The sequence below is a fragment of the Conexibacter woesei DSM 14684 genome (assembly GCF_000025265.1).
In the GTDB taxonomy this organism is placed as follows: Bacteria; Actinomycetota; Thermoleophilia; order Solirubrobacterales; family Solirubrobacteraceae; genus Conexibacter; species Conexibacter woesei.
The window spans coordinates 5,056,457-5,071,139 of sequence record NC_013739.1 but is presented as its reverse complement, the minus strand read 5'-3'; the positions used below and the strand labels follow the sequence as shown (position 1 = coordinate 5,071,139).

At 73.5% G+C, this 14,683-nt stretch carries 16 protein-coding genes; 10 read left to right on the top strand and 6 right to left on the bottom strand.

Translation table 11 applies throughout. The annotated features are described in order from the left end of the window. Positions 1 to 52: 52 nt before the first annotated feature. Positions 53 to 658, bottom strand: coding sequence for a response regulator transcription factor (locus CWOE_RS23880; RefSeq protein ID WP_012936217.1), 606 nt, complete (start codon positions 656 to 658; stop codon positions 53 to 55). After that, the gene (locus CWOE_RS23875) at positions 655 to 1,836 is read right to left on the bottom strand and encodes a sensor histidine kinase (RefSeq protein ID WP_012936216.1); all 1,182 of its coding nucleotides are present in this window, start codon (positions 1,834 to 1,836) and stop codon (positions 655 to 657) included. Before CWOE_RS23875 ends, CWOE_RS23880 begins: the two co-directional genes overlap by 4 nt. A 93-nt stretch (positions 1,837 to 1,929) precedes the next feature. Here CWOE_RS23875 and map point away from each other — a divergent pair, with 93 nt between their 5' ends. Next, positions 1,930 to 2,673, top strand: coding sequence for a type I methionyl aminopeptidase (gene map, locus CWOE_RS23870; RefSeq protein ID WP_012936215.1), 744 nt, complete (start codon positions 1,930 to 1,932; stop codon positions 2,671 to 2,673). 21 nt (positions 2,674 to 2,694) lie between these two features. Next, positions 2,695 to 3,426, top strand: coding sequence for a MerR family transcriptional regulator (locus CWOE_RS23865; RefSeq protein ID WP_012936214.1), 732 nt, complete (start codon positions 2,695 to 2,697; stop codon positions 3,424 to 3,426). Between the two features lie 7 nt (positions 3,427 to 3,433). Here the strand turns inward: CWOE_RS23865 and CWOE_RS23860 are convergent, their stop codons facing one another. After that, a complete protein-coding gene (locus CWOE_RS23860; protein WP_012936213.1) occupies positions 3,434 to 4,402 on the bottom strand; it encodes an NAD-dependent epimerase/dehydratase family protein in 969 nt (322 codons plus the stop codon). A gap of 36 nt (positions 4,403 to 4,438) precedes the next feature. Between CWOE_RS23860 and CWOE_RS23855 the strand changes: the two genes are divergently transcribed. Next, complete coding sequence (locus tag CWOE_RS23855; RefSeq protein WP_012936212.1) at positions 4,439 to 5,338, top strand: RNA polymerase sigma-70 factor; 900 nt, start codon at positions 4,439 to 4,441, stop codon at positions 5,336 to 5,338. 20 nt (positions 5,339 to 5,358) lie between these two features. Here CWOE_RS23855 and CWOE_RS23850 read toward each other — a convergent pair whose 3' ends face one another. Both CWOE_RS23850 and CWOE_RS23845 read right to left on the bottom strand, forming a co-directional pair. Next, positions 5,359 to 6,912, bottom strand: coding sequence for a sulfatase family protein (locus CWOE_RS23850; RefSeq protein ID WP_012936211.1), 1,554 nt, complete (start codon positions 6,910 to 6,912; stop codon positions 5,359 to 5,361). Between the two features lie 123 nt (positions 6,913 to 7,035). Then, complete coding sequence (locus CWOE_RS23845) at positions 7,036 to 7,971, bottom strand: ring-cleaving dioxygenase (RefSeq protein WP_012936210.1); 936 nt, start codon at positions 7,969 to 7,971, stop codon at positions 7,036 to 7,038. Between the two features lie 95 nt (positions 7,972 to 8,066). Between CWOE_RS23845 and CWOE_RS23840 the strand changes: the two genes are divergently transcribed. From CWOE_RS23840 to dmpG, 3 genes are read left to right on the top strand one after another with little or no spacing between them, the layout of a single operon-like run. Then, positions 8,067 to 8,966: an NAD(P)H-binding protein gene (locus CWOE_RS23840; RefSeq protein ID WP_012936209.1), complete on the top strand. Its 900-nt coding sequence runs from the start codon at positions 8,067 to 8,069 to the stop codon at positions 8,964 to 8,966. Positions 8,967 to 9,002: 36 nt separating this feature from the next. After that, positions 9,003 to 9,872, top strand: a complete 870-nt coding sequence (locus tag CWOE_RS23835; RefSeq protein WP_012936208.1) for an acetaldehyde dehydrogenase (acetylating) — start codon at positions 9,003 to 9,005, stop codon at positions 9,870 to 9,872. After that, positions 9,869 to 10,903: a 4-hydroxy-2-oxovalerate aldolase gene (dmpG, locus tag CWOE_RS23830; RefSeq protein ID WP_012936207.1), complete on the top strand. Its 1,035-nt coding sequence runs from the start codon at positions 9,869 to 9,871 to the stop codon at positions 10,901 to 10,903. The genes CWOE_RS23835 and dmpG overlap by 4 nt, the downstream gene beginning before the upstream one ends. Positions 10,904 to 11,052: 149 nt before the next feature. On the opposite strand, the gene CWOE_RS23825 is transcribed toward dmpG, so the two are convergent. Further along, positions 11,053 to 11,517, bottom strand: a complete 465-nt coding sequence (locus tag CWOE_RS23825; RefSeq protein WP_012936206.1) for a Fur family transcriptional regulator — start codon at positions 11,515 to 11,517, stop codon at positions 11,053 to 11,055. Between the two features lie 60 nt (positions 11,518 to 11,577). On the opposite strand from CWOE_RS23825, the gene CWOE_RS23820 reads away from it, so the two are divergent. From CWOE_RS23820 to msrA, 4 genes are read left to right on the top strand one after another with little or no spacing between them, the layout of a single operon-like run. After that, a complete protein-coding gene (locus CWOE_RS23820) occupies positions 11,578 to 12,429 on the top strand; it encodes a metal ABC transporter permease (RefSeq protein WP_012936205.1) in 852 nt (283 codons plus the stop codon). Then, positions 12,426 to 13,187, top strand: a complete 762-nt coding sequence (locus CWOE_RS23815) for a metal ABC transporter ATP-binding protein (protein ID WP_012936204.1) — start codon at positions 12,426 to 12,428, stop codon at positions 13,185 to 13,187. The genes CWOE_RS23820 and CWOE_RS23815 overlap by 4 nt, the downstream gene beginning before the upstream one ends. Beyond that, entirely contained in the window at positions 13,187 to 14,017 is an 831-nt protein-coding gene (locus CWOE_RS23810) for a metal ABC transporter permease (protein ID WP_012936203.1), read from the top strand. Before CWOE_RS23815 ends, CWOE_RS23810 begins: the two co-directional genes overlap by 1 nt. After that, entirely contained in the window at positions 14,013 to 14,672 is a 660-nt protein-coding gene (gene msrA, locus CWOE_RS23805; RefSeq protein WP_407641507.1) for a peptide-methionine (S)-S-oxide reductase MsrA, read from the top strand. The genes CWOE_RS23810 and msrA overlap by 5 nt, the downstream gene beginning before the upstream one ends. Positions 14,673 to 14,683: the final 11 nt, after the last annotated feature.

Below are 14,683 nucleotides of genomic sequence, written 5' to 3'. Positions count from 1 at the left end.
ACAACCGTACGCCGCTCGCCATCTCGGCGGATGGGGGAGATGCCGGATCGCGCTACAGCCAGCCGCGCTCCTCGGCGATCCGGATCGCCTCGATCCGGCTGTTTGCGCCGAGCTTGCGCATGATCGCGGAGAGGTGGTTGCGGGCGGTGCCGTGGGAGAGGTGCAGCGCGGACGCCAGCTCGGCGACCGTGCCCTCGGTGCGGGCGGCGGCGAGCACCTCGCGCTCGCGCGGCGTCAGCGGGCTGTCGCCGGTGCTCAGCGCCGCCGCGGCGAGGCCGGGGTCGACGATCCGCTCGCCCGCGACGGCGCGCCGGATCGCGGCCGCCAGCTCGCTCGCGGGCGCGTCCTTCAGCATGAAGCCGGCGGCGCCGTCGGCCATCGCGCGGCGCAGGTAGCCGGGACGGCCGAACGTCGTGAGGATCACGACCTTGCAGTCGGGCAGCGCGGAGTGGAGCGCCGCGGCGGCGTCGAGGCCGGTCATCCCCGGCATCTCGATGTCGAGCAGCGCGACGTCGGGGCGGCTCGTCGCGGCCGCGCCGACGACCTCGTCGCCGCGGCCGACCTCGGCGACGACGACGATGTCGTGCTCCAGCCCGAGCAGGCTCGCGATCGCGCCGCGCACCATCGCCTGGTCCTCGGCGAGCAGCACGCGGATCATGCGGCCTCTCCCGGCGCGGGCGGCAGCGGCACGACGACGCGCAGCCTGAACCCGCCCTCGGGGCGGGCGCCCGCCTCGACGCACCCGGCCAGCTGCGCCGCCCGCTCGCGCAGGCCGTCGAGGCCGTTGCCGCCGGCGCCGTTGACGTCGCGGTTCGTTCGCGCCGCCGCGCTGTCGATGCCGCTCCCGTCGTCGTTGATCTCCGCACTCGTCCCGCCGTCGCGCGGCTCGATCGCGATCTCGCAGCGGTGCGCGCCGCTGTGGCGGATCACGTTCGTCGTCCCTTCGCGCACCGCCCACGCGAGCAGCGCCTCGACGTCGGCCGGCAGCTCGTCGCGCGGGTGCCGCTCGCGCACGCGCATCTCGATCCCGGCCGCGCCGAGCGCCATCCGCGCGCCCGCCAGCTCGCCGGCGAGCGTCGGCCGGCGGTAGCCGCTGACGGTCTCGCGGACCTCGCCGAGCGCCTCGCGCGCGACCGCCTCCAGCTCGCGCACGTGGCGCTGCGCCTCGTCGGGTCGCGCCGGCAGCAGCCGCCCGGCCAGCTCCGCCTTCAGCGTGATGACGGAGAGGCTGTGGCCGAGCAGGTCGTGCAGGTCCCGCGCGAAGCGCTCGCGCTCGGCCTCGACCGCCAGCTCTCTGATCTGCGCGTGTGCCTCGCGCAGCGACGCGTTCGCCTGGATCAGCCGTCCCAGCGCGAGCATCAGCGCTCCGAGGCCGAACGCGCTCGCGCCCCACGAGAACGCGACGCCGGTGCCCTCGTGGAGGTTGATCGCGATCGCGAGCGCGACGCTGGCGAGCAGGATCGGGCCGGCCTGTCGCGGCGGCAGGTGGATCCCGGCCAGCACGCAGACGTACGTGAAGAGGATCGCCCACGACGACGCGACGACGAGCGTCAGCACGACGCCCGCGGCCGTCATCGCGGCGATGCTCGCGTAGACGCGCCAGCGCGACTGGGCGCCTGACGCACCGGGGATCGCGAACAGGTACGCGCTCGCGGCGACTGCGAAGAGGACGACGGTGAGGACGGCTCTCGCCGGCGTCTGCCGCGACCCGATCGTGTCGAGGATCGGGATGATCAGCCACGCCATGCCGAGCGCGATGCCGGCCCACTCGCCGCGGCCGCTCATGTACGGGTCGCCGCAATGCGTGCGCGGGTCGGTCGTGTCGGTCGCGGTCATGGCAGTGAAGCTACCCCCGGCCGCGTCGCACCGGAAGTGGCGCGCATCCTGTCTTTCGCATGACATTCGTCACGGGTGCGCAATACTCGCCTCATGTCGATCGAGTCACCTGCCGACCTGGCCGGGCTGAAGGCCGCGGGCGCCGTCGTCGCGGCGACGCTGCGCGAGTGCCGCCGGGCGGCCCGTCCCGGCATCACGACGGCCGAGCTGGACGCGGTCGCGGCGCGCGTGTTCGCCCGCCACGGCGCTCGCTCCGGTCCGTGGCTGACCTACCGCTTCCCGGGCACGATCTGCATCTCGGTCAACGACGAGGTCGTCCACGGCGTCCCCGGCTCGCGCCGCCTGCGCGACGGCGACCTCGTGAAGATCGACGTGACCGCCGAGCTGAACGGCTATTACGCCGACGCGTGCGTCTCGGTCCCGGTCGGCAAGCAGAAGCCGGCGACCGGTCGCCTCGTCGCCGCCGCGCAGGCCGGCCTGCGCAGAGGGATCGACGCCGCGCGCGCCGGCGCGCCGCGCAACGCGATCGGGGCGGCGGTCGAGGCCGAGGTCGAGAAGCGCGGTTTCTCCGTCATCCGCGAGCTGACCGGCCACGGGATCGGCCGCAGACTGCACGAGCAGCCCGACGTCCTCAACTTTCCCGATCCGGACGACGACGAGCCGCTCACCGAAGGGCTCGTGATCACGATCGAGCCGATGATCTCGGCCGGCGGCACCGAGATCGCCGAGCTGGACGACGGTTGGACGCTCGTGACACAGGACGGCGCACGCTCGGCGCACGCGGAGCACACGCTGGTCGTCCGACGTGACGCGCCGCCGCTGGTCCTCACCGCCTGAGCGTCCTCGTACCATGTGCCCATGAGCGAGCAGGCGACCGGCGAGCTGACGATCGACGAGCTCGCGCGTGAGACGGGCATGACGGTGCGCAACATCCGCGCGCACCAGTCGCGCGGGCTGCTGCCCCCGCCCGAAGTGCGCGCCCGCACCGGCTACTACGGACCGGAGCACGTCGCCCGCCTGCGGATGATCCAGGAGATGCAGGCGGACGGCTTCAACCTGAAGGCGATCGAGCGGCTCGTCGCCGCCTCCAACGGCGCTCCCCAGCCGGTGCTCGACTTCGGCCGCGCGGCGCTGTCGGCGTTCAGCGAGGAGGAGCCGGAGCTGATCAGCGCGCAGGAGCTGCAGGAGCGGATAGGCGGCCCGGACGCGAAGGCCGAGCGCAAGGCCGAGCGGCTGGGCATCATCCGCGCGGTCGGCGACGGCATGTACGAGATCCCGAGCCCGACGCTGCTGCGGGCGGGCACCGAGCTGGTCGAGATGGGCGTGCCGGCGATGCACGTGCTCGCCGTCGCCGACCAGATCCAGCGCCACTCGCGCGCGATCGCCGAGACGTTCGCGAGACTGTTCATCGTCGACGTCGCCGGAGGCAAGCTCGACGCGCACACGCGTCCCGCCGGCGAGTGGGCCGAGCTCGCCGACGCGCTCGCCCGCCTGCGCCCGCTGGCGACCGAGGCGGTCGCCGCGGGCTTCCAGCAGGAGATGACGAGAGTCGTCGAGCGCGAGTTCGCGAAGGCGCTGCGCAAGTCCTAGTGCCGTGTCAGCGCCGAGCCGTCGCGACGCGCTCGCCTTCGCCGTCGAGCGCCGCGAAGCCCTCGCGCCACGACGGCCACGCCGGCGCCCAGTCGAGCTGCCGCTTCGCCTTCGCGTTCGAGGAGCCGCGGATCTCGCACATGAGCGCGACGACGTGCGCGCCGATCAGCCGTCCGACCCAGCGCGGCACATGCCGCGGCGGCGGTGCGCCGGCCGTCCGCGCGAGCGCGGGGAGCCACTCGCGCACGGCGGCGGGCTCGTCGTCGCAGACGTTGTAGACCTCGCCCGGCGTCCACCGCTCCAGCGCCGCCAGCGTCGCTCCCGCCGCGTCGGCGACGTGCAGGAACGACCAGACGCCGCCGCCGTCGCCGACGACGGGGAACTTGCGGGCGCGCACCGCCTCCCACTGCTCGCCGCCCCGCGTGAGGCCGGTGCCGGGGCCGTAGAGGCCGCCGTAGCGCAGCGCGACGCCGCCCGCCGCCGTGACGCGCTCCTCCAGCCGTCTGATCGCGGCGAGCGTCGTGCGCAGCTGCGCCGGCGGGTCGGGGTCGAGCGGGTCGTCCTCGGTCCGCAGCACGCCGGGATCGCCGCCGCGCGCGTTCGGCCAGCCGGTGAAGCTCTGCGCGACGACCCGCTCGACGCCGCTCGCGCGCGCCGCCTCCAGCAGGTGGTCGGTGCCCTCGGTGCGCAGCCGGTTCGTGAGCGCGAACGCGCGCTCGAACTTCCGCATGTCCGTCAGCCCCGTGAGTGCGGTCATCTGGTGGACGATCGCGTCGGGTCTGGCCGCGGCGACCGCGGCGAGGACGGCGGCGCGGTCGAGCCCGTCGAGCACGACGGGCTCCGCGCCCAGCTCCCACAGCGCTGACGCCTTCGCCGCGCTTCGGGTGGTCCCGACGACGTGGTGGCCGCCGGCGGTCAGTTGTGGGATCAGCGCCCGGCCGACCGCGCCGGTCGCTCCCGCGAGAAAGATCTTCATGCCCCTCCGACGAGCGAGCATGCGAGGCTGTGACAGATGGACGAGAACGAGCAGCTGCGCGGGCTCGCGTTCGCCGTCGCGTACCGGATGCTCGGCAGCGCGGCGGAGGCGGAGGACGTCGTGCAGGAGGCGCTGCTGCGCCTGCACCAGGCCGCCGGCGTCGAGAACCGCGACGCGTTCCTGACGACGGTCGTGACGCGGCTGTCGATCGACGTGCTGCGCTCGGCGCGCGTGCGGCGCGAGACCTACGTCGGCGCGTGGCTGCCGGAGCCGCTGGTGGAGGAGACCGAGCGCGACGTCGCGGGGCGGGTCGAGGACGAGGAGACGATCTCGCTCGCGTTCCTGACGCTGCTGGAGCGGCTCGGGCCGGAGGAGCGCGCGGTCCTCGTGCTGCGCGAGGCGTTCGACTACGACTACCGCGAGATCGCCAGGGTCGTCGGCCGCAGCGAGGAGAACTGCCGTCAGATCCTCAGCCGCGCACGGCGGCGGATCGAGGCCGAGCGCCCGCGCTTCGAAGCCGACCCGCGCGAGCGCGACGAGCTCGCCGCGCGCTTCCTCGCGGCGGCGCGCGAGGGCGACGTCGACGGCCTCGTCGCGCTGCTCGCCGACGACGCGGTGCTCGTAGGCGACGGCGGCGGGAAGGCGCGCGCGATCCCGCGCCCGCTGGTCGGCGCGGCGCAGATCGCGCGTGCGCTGGCGGGGTTCAGACGGATCGGCGACACGTGGGGGGCGGAGCTTCAGCCGGTGCTCGTCAACGGCCAGCCGGGCGTTCGCGCCGTCGACGCCGACGGCCGCCTGCTGAGCGTGCTCGGGATCGACGTCGCCGACGGCCGCGTCCAGCGGCTCCACTCGATCGTCAACCCGGACAAGCTCACCCACCTCGGGCCGGTGTCCGACCGCGCGCTGCGGCCGGGGGCGGAGCCCTCCGCGCCGTGACGCCCCCGCCGTGACGCCCGCTACGTGAACTTCGGCAGCGGCCCGCCGGCGTCTCTGACGAGCATGCCGCGGTACATCTTGCGGACCTGCGCGGCGTTGCTGCCCGCGAGGTTGCGGACCTCGCGGCGGTCGCGCCGGAGGTTGTACAGCTCCGGTCTGCCGCCCTGGCTGTCGGCGATGTAGGACCAGTTGCGATCGCGCGCGAAGACGACGGAGCTGTAGGAGCCGGTGACGTAGTCGCGTCTCTTCTTCGGCTTCTTGCCCTCGGACAGCGGCATCAGGTCGATGCCGTCCATCCACTCGGGCTGCTTGATCCCGGTCGCGCCGAGCAGCGTCGCGGCGACGTCCTCGGTCTGCGCGTAGAAGTCGGTCTTCTTGCGCGCGCCCGTCCCGTCGGGGCGGCGCAGCAGCATCGGCACGTGGGTCAGCTCCGGGTGCAGCTCCCATGCGAACTTCGCGACGTAGCCGCGCTCGCCGAGCAGGAAGCCGTGGTCGGAGAGGAACATCACGATCGTGTCTCTCTCGAGGCCCAGCTCGTGGAAGCGCTGCATGAAGTTGCCGAACCAGCGGTCGGCCATCGTCAGCTCGGCGTAGTAGAGCGCCTGCATCTGCTTGACGTCGCGCGGCGCGAGGCCGTTCGATCTGGCGGTGCCGTTGAGGACCGTGCCGGGGTTCCAGGCGCGGTCGAGGTCGCCGCCGTGCAGCTTGAGGTATCTCTCCGGCGGGTCCCACGGCTCGTGCGGGTCGAAGCAGTCGATCGCGATCGCGAACGGCTTTCTCGACTTCGACCCTTCCTCCAGCAGCCGCATCCCCTCGGTGAAGACGCGCGCGGGGAGGTACTCGTCCTCGTTTCTGCGCCCGAGCTGGTTGGCCAGGTACTGGCGCATCTTCTGACCCGAGCTGGAGTCGATGATCTTCGGCGCGACCCACTTCGCCAGCTCGGCGTCGCTGATCTTCGACTGGTCGGCGGTGACCGTGCCGGTCTGGCCCTTGACCGGGACGTATCTGTCCCAGTCGCGCAGGAACGGCTGCTGGGAGCCGACCATCACCCACGGCGTGTCGACCGCGAAGCCGGTCCAGTAGCCGGCGCGTCTGAGCGTCGAGATCAGGTTCACGTCCGGCACCGCCTGCCAGCCGGGCGTGCCGGGCATATCGGCCGGCGCCTTCCAGTCGCGAAACGGGAACAGGCGCGAGCCGCCGAAGATCGTCGCGCGCGCTGGGCCGGTCGGGAACGACTCCGGGTAGCACTCGGTGAAGCGCAGCGACTCGCGCGCGAGCGCGTCGAGGTTCGGCGTGTGCGCGTTGCGGCGGCCGTAGGAGCCGAGCGCGTCGGCGCGGACGGAGTCGATGATCACGAGCAGCAGGTTCGGGACGTCGCCCTTCTTCAGCTTTCTGCCGACCCGCACCGGCGTCCGCGGCGGCTTCGGCTTGACCGCGATCGTCGCCGTCTCGCCGCGCGCGGCATTCGCCGTCCCGTCGCCGCTCCCGCACCCCGCGACCCCGAGCAGGCCGACGCCGGCGGCTCCGATGCCGGCGGCGCGCAGCAGTTCTCGTCGGTCGATCTCGGGGTTCATCGGGGCCTCCGCGGCTCAAGTCGTGGGGGTCCTCGATGGAACCCTTCCGGGCCGCGAACGATGCGGCCCTCGGATGGATCCTAGAAGACGCGCCCGGCAGAGCCTGCCGGGCGCGCCGGTTGGTCAGCTCGCGGACGTCGCGGCGCGCGGGTTCGGCAGTGGCGTCAGCGCCGGCTCGATCTGGGCGCGCAGGTGCTCGAACTTCGGCGGCAGCACGAGCGTCTCGCCGAGGTGCTCGAGCGGCTCGTCGCTGGTGAAGCCGGGCCCGAGCGTCGCCAGCTCGAACAGCACGCCGCTCGGCTCGCGGAAGTAGACGCTTCTGAACCAGAAACGGTCCACGAGGCCGGAGGTGTGGCCGCCGGCTGCGGTGACGCGCTCATTCCACGCCTCGATGTCGTCGTCGTAGGAGGCGAACGCGATGTGGTGGACCGTGCCCGCGCCCTGCACGCCGCGCTCCTCCGGCGGCGTCTCGTACTGGTAGAAGCCGCCGCGCTTCTCGCCGCGCGCCTCCCAACGGGTGAGGTCGTCGTCCTCGGCGGCGAAGCCGAGCACGTCGCGCAGCAGCGCCGCGCTGCGGGCGGGGTCGGCGCTGTAGACGCGCACGCCTGCGAAGCCGCGGATCGCGTGCTCGGCCGGGACGTCGGGCGAGACCGCGGTGAGCGGCGGGTCGCCGCTCTCGTCGACGATCAGCTCCAGCCCGAGGCCCTCGGGATCGTCGAAGCGCAGCGACTGGCGGTCGCGCTCGGCCTCGATCTGCTCGTCGGCGAGGCGCAGGCGCCAGTAGTCGAGCGACGCCTCGGAGCCGACTCGCAGCACGATCCGGTTGATCATGCCCGCGCCGGCGCGGCCGCGGCGGGCGCCGGGGTATTCGAAGAACGTCATGTCCGCGCCGGGGCTGCCCTGCTCGTCGGCGTAGAAGAGGTGGTAGACGGACGGCTCGTCCTGGTTGACCGTCTTCTTGACCATGCGCATGCCGAGGACCCGCACGTAGAAGTCCACGTTGCGCGCGGCGTCTCCGGTGATGGAGCTGATGTGGTGGATGCCTTCGAGCTGCTGCATCGTCCCCTCCGGGTCCTGGTGGTCGGTCGTTGAGTTGATTGCACACGCAACTATATCACGATGACCGCGGACCGGCCACGGTCCGTACCTGCGGTATGCCCACCGTCCTCCTCACCGGCGCGACCGGTTACGTCGGTGGCCGCCTCGCGCCGCACCTCGCCGGCGCGGCCGACGCCTCCGGCGGCGAGCTGCGGCTGCTGATGCGCCGGCCCGACCCGGCCTTGGCGCCGGCCGGCGCGCGCGTCGTGCAGGGCGACGCCGTCAGCGGGGAAGGGCTCGCGGAAGCGCTCGACGGCGTGGAGATCGCGTACTACCTGATCCACTCGATGGGCCGCGGCGGCGACGGCGACTTCGAGGCGCGCGACCGCGCCGCGGCGGAGGGCTTCGGCCGCGCGGCGGCGCGCGCCGGCGTGCGGCGCGTGATCTACCTCGGAGGGCTCGCCGGCGACGACGCCTCGTCAGCCCACCTGCGCAGCCGCGACGAGGTCGCGCGGCTGCTCGGCGAGCACGTCGAGGAGTTCGTGCACGTGCGCGCGGCGATGGTGATCGGCGCCGGCAGCGCCTCGTTCCAGATGCTGCGCGCGCTCGTCGGCCGGCTGCCCGCGATGATCTGCCCGCGCTGGATCGAGACGCGCACGCAGCCGATCGCGATCGACGACGTCGTCGGCGCGCTGTCGGTGCTGCGCGATCGCCGCGACGTGACCGGCGACGTCGAGCTGGGCGGCCCCGAGCCGCTGTCGTATCGCCGGATGATGGAGCTGACGGCCGACGCGATGGGCCGGCGTCGCCCGGCGATCGTGCGCGTGCCGGTGCTGTCGCCGCGGCTCTCCTCCTACTGGGTCCAGCTCGTGACGCCGGTCGAGCGGGCGCTCGTGCGGCCGCTGGTCGACGGGCTGCGCGAGGAGATGCTCGTGCGCACGCCGCCGCCGCTCGGCGTCAACGACGAGCCACGCGATTTCGGTGCGGCCGTCCGGGCCGCGCTCGGCGGCCGCTGAATCGGCTAGGGTCGGTCCTCTCGACAAGGGGGACGCATGGGGATCAAGGCCGCGGTGCTCGGCCCCGGGAACATCGGCACCGACCTGCTGATGAAGCTGCAGCGCAGCGAGGCGGTCGAGACTGCGCTGATGGTCGGCGTCTACGAGGACTCGCCGGGGCTGGAACGGGCGCGCGCGCTCGGCGTCGAGGCGAGCGCGCGCGGGATCGAGGCGGTGCTGGAGCGCGACGACGTGCCGCTCGTCTTCGACGCGACCGGCGCCAGAGCGCACCGCGAGCACGCGCCGCTGCTGGCCGCCGCCGGCAAGACGTGCGTCGACCTGACGCCGGCCGCGGTCGGGCCGTACGTCGTGCCGTCGGTCAACCTCGACGCCCACCTCGACGCGCCCGATCTCAACATGGTCACGTGCGGCGGCCAGGCGACGATCCCGATGGTGCACGCGATCGACCGCGTCGCCGACGTCGCCTACGCCGAGATCGTCGCGACGATCTCCTCGCGCAGCGCCGGCCCCGGCACCCGCCAGAACATCGACGAGTTCACCGAGACGACGGCGCGCGGCCTGGAGCGCGTCGGCGGTGCGGACGAGGGCAAGGCGATCATCATCCTCAACCCGGCCGAGCCGCCGATCCTGATGCGCGACACCGTCTTCGCGCAGGTCCGCCGGCCTGACGCGGCCGCGATCGAGGACTCTGTCCTGGCGATGCTGGAGGCGATGCGCTCCTACGTGCCGGGCGTCAGGCTCAGGCTGTGCGACGTCGACGGCGAGCTCGTGACGGTGCTGCTGGAGATCGAGGGCGCGGGCGACTTCTTGGCGCCGTACGCGGGCAACCTCGACATCATGACCGCCGCTGCGGCCCAGGTCGGCGAGCGGCTGGCGGAGCGGATGATGGCGGGGGCGGCGTCGTGATCCGGCTCGTCGACTCGTCGCTGCGCGACGGGATGCACTCGGTCCGGCACAGCTTCTCGCCGGAGCAGGTCGCGCTCGTCGCCGCCGGGCTCGACCGCGCCGGCGTCGACGCGATCGAGGTGTCGCACGGTGACGGCGTCGGCGGCTCCTCGATCCAGTACGGGAAGGCGGCGTTCTCCGACGAGGCGCTGATCGAGGCGGCGGCGTCGGTCGTGCAGCGCGCGCAGATCGCGGCGCTGCTGCTGCCCGGCATCGGGACGCTCACCCGGCTGCAGGCGGCGCAGCGGCTCGGCGCCTCGGTCGCGCGGGTCGCGACGCACTGCACGGAGGCGGACATCGCCGAGCAGCACATCGGGTGGGCGGCCGAGCACGGGATGCGCGCGATCGGCTTCCTGATGATGAGCCACATGATCGAGCCGGCGGAGCTGGCCGTGCAGGCGCGGCTGATGGAGTCCTACGGCGCGTCGGTCGTCTACATCGTCGACTCGGCCGGCGCGATGGTGCCGCGCACGGCCGCCGAGCGGGTGCGGGCGCTGCGCGACGGGCTCGACGGCGCGACGGAGGTCGGCTTCCACGCGCACAACAACCTCGGCTGCGGGGTCGGGAACGCGTTGGCGGCCGCCGATGCCGGCGCGACGTGGCTCGACGGCTCGCTGCGCGGTCTCGGGGCGGGCGCGGGGAACGCGCAGCTGGAGGTGCTGGCGGCAGCGCTGGAGCGCTCCGGCCACGCGACGGGGGTGGAGCTGTTCCCGCTGATGGATGTCGCAGAGGACGTCGTCGCGTCGCTGATGGAGCGGCCGCAGATCATCGACCGGACCGCGCTGTCGCTCGGCTACGCGGGCGTCTACAGCTCGTTCCTGCTGCACGCCGAGCGGGCGGCGGCCAAGTTCGGCGTCGAGCCGCGGGCGGTGCTGATGGAGCTGGGCCGGCGGCGGATCGTCGGCGGGCAGGAGGACATGATCATCGACGCCGCCGCGCAGCTCGCGGCCGATTCTCATCCTGCTCCAACGGGCTCTTCAGGAAGCGCTTAGGTCCAGCGCGGAGACTGCCGCGATGCCGATCACGCGAGACTTCTTCCAGTGGGTGGCGCTGACCATCCGCCGGATCCTCGACCCTGCCGAGCGCGCCGGCTGAGCGACGCCGGCGGCGCGCTGAGTCGCCCGCGTGAGCCGTGCGCGCGCTACGACGCGCGGCAGTCGCTGCAGGCGCCGTGGAGCACGACGTCGTGCTCGTCGACGGCGAAGCTGAGGCGCTCGGAGACCTGCTCGATCGCCTGCTCCAGCGACGGGTCCTCGAACGGCTCGATCGTTCCGCAGTTGTCGCAGACGAGGTGATGGTGGTGGTCGCCGTCGGGCTGGTGGCGCTCGTAGCGGGCGATCCCCTGGCCGACGTCGATCCGCTGGACGAGCTTCAGCTCGGTCAGCAGCTCGAGGATGCGGTAGACGCTCGCGCGGCCGACGGTGCGGCCGCTGGAGCGGAGCCGGTCGTCGATCTCCTGCGCGGTCAGCGCGCAGTCCTGCGCGGCGAGCAGCTCGACGACGGCGTTGCGCGCGCCGCCCTTGCGGTGGCCGGCGGCGGAGAGCGTGTCGAGTGTGTGCGCCTGCCAGTCGACCGCAGGCTGAGAATGGGAGTGCGTATGGCCCATCGGCACTGATGCTAGCGGGACGATCCGAATTAGACTCGTTCTCATCTAGACTGAGCGGCCGTGCTCGAGGCGTTCGATCTCCCGTTCATGCAGCGCGCGCTCGTCGAGCTGCTGGTGCTGTCGCTGGCGGCCGGGACGCTCGGCACGTGGATCGTCCTGCGCGGGCTCGCGTTCTACGCCCACGGCGTCGCGGCGGCCGCCTTCCCGGGGCTCGTGCTGGCCGACGGGCTCGGCTTCTCGGCGACGCTCGGCGCCTTCGGCGTCGCGCTGCTGTTCGCGCTCACCGTCGGCCAGCTCGCCGCGCGCGCCCGCAGCGGCCACGACAGCCTCACGGCGCTCGTGCTCGTCGCCGCGCTCGCGATCGGCGTGGTGCTCGCCTCCGACGTGTTCGAGTCGGGCGCGAACGTCGAGTCGCTGCTGTTCGGCAGCCTGCTGGCGATCGGCCCCGGCGACGTCCGGCTCGCGGTGCTCGTCGCCGCGCTCGCGCTGCTCGCCACGCTCGTGCTCGGCCAGCGCTGGCTGACGGTCGGCTTCGACCCCGGCGCCGCGCGCGGTCTCGGGGTCCGCTCGCCGGCAGCCGACCTCGCGTTGCTGGTGCTGATCGCGCTCGCCGCGGTCGCGACGCTGTCGGCCGTCGGCGCGCTGCTCGCGACCGCACTGCTCGTCGTGCCGGCCGCGACGACGCGGATGGTGACGCGGCAGATCCTGCCCTGGCAGGTCGCCACGACGCTGCTCGCCGCCGCCGAGGGCACGGCCGGGCTGTGGATGGCGTTCGAGACCAACGCCCCGCCCGGCGCCACGATCGCCGTGATCGCCGGCGGCGTCTTCGTCCTCGTCGCGGTCGGCCGCGCCGGCGCCGCGGCGCTCACGCACGTGCGCGCGCGGGCGCAGTCTGAGAGCGTGGCCGCATGAGCGCGCCGCTCGTCCGCGCCGACGGGCTCGCCGTCGGCTACGGCGCCGCGCCCGTCCTCAGCGACGTCACCTTCGCGCTCGCCGCGGGCGAGCGCGTCGGCGTGCTCGGCCCCAACGGCGGCGGCAAGACGACGCTCTTCCGCGCGCTGCTGGGGGAGCTGCAGCCGCTCTCCGGGACGCTCGATCTCGCCGGCCGCTGCGGCACGGTCCCGCAGACCGAGCGCTCGCGGCTCGACTTCCCCGTCTCCGCGCTCGACGTCGCGCTGATGGGCGCGATCGCCGGCCGCCCGTGGTGGAAGCGCCCCGGCCGCGCGGAGCGCGCCGCCGCCCACGCCGCGCTGAAGCGGGTCGGCCTCGACCACCTCGCCGAGCGCTCGTTCGGCGAGCTGTCCGGCGGCCAGCGCCAGCGCGTGCTCGTCGCTCGCGCGCTCGTCCAGGACGCGCGCATCGTGCTGCTCGACGAGCCGTTCACCGGCCTCGACTCGGTCAGCGCCGAGCGGCTGGAGGGGCTGCTGCGGGAGCTGGCCGAGGAGGGGCGCGGCGTGCTGATCGCCACCCACGACGTCGACCAGGCGCGCGCGTGGGACAAGGTCCTCTGCCTCAACCGGCGCCAGGTCGCGTTCGGCGCGCCGCAGCCGACGCTGACGCTCGACGTGCTCGCCGCCACCTACGGCGGCTCGATCGTGACGCTGCCCGGCGGCGAGGACGCCGGCCGCCTCGCGATCCTGCCGCCCCACCACCACGACCACGACCACTAGTGGACGTCCTCACCGAGCCGTTCTCGCAGGCGATCATGCAGCGGGCGCTGCTGGAGATCGTGATCCTCGGCGCCGTCGGCGGCGCGCTCGGCTGCTGGATCGTGCTCTCGGAGCTGTCCTACGGCGCCGAGTCGCTCGCGCACGGGATGTTCCCGGGGCTCGTCGCCGCCTCGCTGATCGGGATCCCGCTCGTGCTCGGCGGCGCCGTCGGGATCGTCGTCGCGGCGCTCGCGGTCGCGCTCGCCGGGCGGATCCCGGGGATCGGCCGCGACAACGGCGTCGCGGTCGTCGTCACGTCGCTGTTCGGCCTCGGCGCGCTGCTGGCGCTGAGCCCCGACGTGCCGGCCGGGATCCAGGGGCTGCTGTTCGGCGACATCCTCGGCACGACCGAGGGCGACCTGCTGCTCGGCGCCGCGCTCGCCACGGTCGTGCTCGTCGCGCTGTGGCTGCTGCACTGGCGGCTGCTGGCGGTCGGCTTCGACCGCACCAGCGCGCGCTCGGTCGGGGCCTCGCCGCTGCTCGCCGACGCGGCGCTGCTGGTGCTGCTCGCGATCGCGGTGCTCGTCGCGGTGCAGGGGCTGGGGAACCTGCTCGTCGTCGCCGTGCTCGTCGCGCCGGCCGCGGCGGCCCGGCTGCTGACGCGCCGGCTGGGGGCGATGATGGCGCTGTCGTTCGCGATCGCGGTGCTCGCGGGCCTTGCCGGCCTGTACCTCTCCTACTACGCGAAGGTCGCGGCCGGCGCCTCCGTCGCGGGGCTGATGGTCGCGGCGTACCTGGTCGCGCGCGGCGGGGTGCTGGTCGGGCGGGCGTTCACGCCGCGAGTACATTGAATTCATGCGATTTCTCACGCGCAAGACCGACATGGTGGACGCCGAGCGCGCGCTGTCCGGGCGCGACGTGGCGATCCCCGTTCCCGCCAAGCACGAGGTGCTCGGCACGCCGCTGCAGCCGCCGTTCCCCGACGGCTATGAGCGTGCGATCTTCGGGCTCGGCTGCTTCTGGGGCGCCGAGCGCGTCTTCTGGCAGGCGCCCGGCGTCTACACGACCGCCGTCGGCTACGCGGGCGGCTTCACGGAGAACCCGACCTACGAGGAGGTCTGCTCCGCGCAGACCGGCCACACCGAGGCCGTCCTCGTCGTCTTCGACCCGGCGAGAACGAGCTACGACGAGCTGCTGAAGCTGTTCTGGGAGAACCACGACCCGACCCAGGGGATGCGCCAGGGCAACGACGTCGGCACCCAGTACCGCTCCGCGATCTACTGGACGAGCGAGGAGCAGCACAAGCAGGCGCTCGCCTCGCGCGAGATGTTCCAGTCGCAGCTGCAGCAGTCCGGCTACGGCGAGATCACGACTGAGATCGCCGCCGAGAGACCGTTCTACTACGCCGAGGACTACCACCAGCAGTACCTCGCGAAGAACCCGGACGGCTACTGCGGCCTCGGCGGCACCGGCGTCTCCTGCCCGATCGGGCTGGCGGCGAGCTGATCCGCGCCCGC